The organism is Nostoc sp. CmiVER01, from assembly GCF_034531135.2.
GTDB lineage: Bacteria > Cyanobacteriota > Cyanobacteriia > Cyanobacteriales > Nostocaceae > Nostoc.
In genome coordinates, this window is sequence record NZ_JAVRBU020000053.1 from 1 (window position 1) to 849 (window position 849).

Consider the following 849-nt stretch of genomic DNA (forward strand, 5'->3'; position numbering starts at 1 on the left):
GGGGATGACTTTGCATCAATCGGTGAAGCCAATTCTCTGGAGATTATGTGTAGGTCAATTGCTCAATCTAGCCGCGCATCCGAGCACAAAACGACGGGGATCATGGGCCAGGGCATCGGCATCCTGATCGGCAGCGCGAGCGATACGCGCAAGGACACGCTCACCCAGACGACCCATGCGGGCAGCCTGATCGGCAGCACCGATGGCGCGGTGAAGCTGTCGGCCGGCAACGACGTGCATGTGACCGGCAGCGAGGTGCTGAGTCAGACGGGCACCACCGTGGTGGGCCGCAACGTCACCATTGATGCAGCGGCGGATACCACCGATACCTCGGCCCGCGCGGCGCGACATACCGGCGGCATCAACGTCGGCCTGGGGGGCGCGGTGGCCGACCTGGCCAACGGCGCCTTAAGCAGCGCGCGCCGGGCCAACGAGGTAACCGACGATCGCCTGAAGGCCCTGCACGGCGCGCAGGCGGCGTGGCAGGCGCATGACGCCTACCAGGCCGCCCAGAACGGCGCCGGGCAGCTCAGCCGGAACGGCACTGACGGCGGGATCAATCTGCAGGTGGGCATCGGCGGCAGCGCGGCGAGCACGACCACCACCACGCACGACGAACAGGCCCAGGGCAGCACCCTGCGCAGCGGCGGTGCCACCACGATCGTGGCCACCGACGGCGATGTGAATGTCATCGGCAGCCACGTGCAGGCCCGTGATGTCACCCTGGCGGCGACGCGCGATGTGAACGTACGCAGTCAGGCGGAAGACCATCGCCTGAAGAACGAGAACGACAACCGCAGCGCCGGCGTGGGCCTGCAGATCGGCACCGATGGCGTCGGGATCTATGCG

The 849-nt window shown here is 67.3% G+C and carries 1 protein-coding gene; it reads left to right on the forward strand.

The genetic code is table 11. The annotated features are described in order from the left end of the window. Positions 1 to 102: 102 nt before the first annotated feature. A partial coding sequence (locus tag RMZ43_RS35920; RefSeq protein WP_428851015.1) for a hemagglutinin repeat-containing protein occupies positions 103 to 849 on the forward strand: 747 nt, incomplete at its 3' end.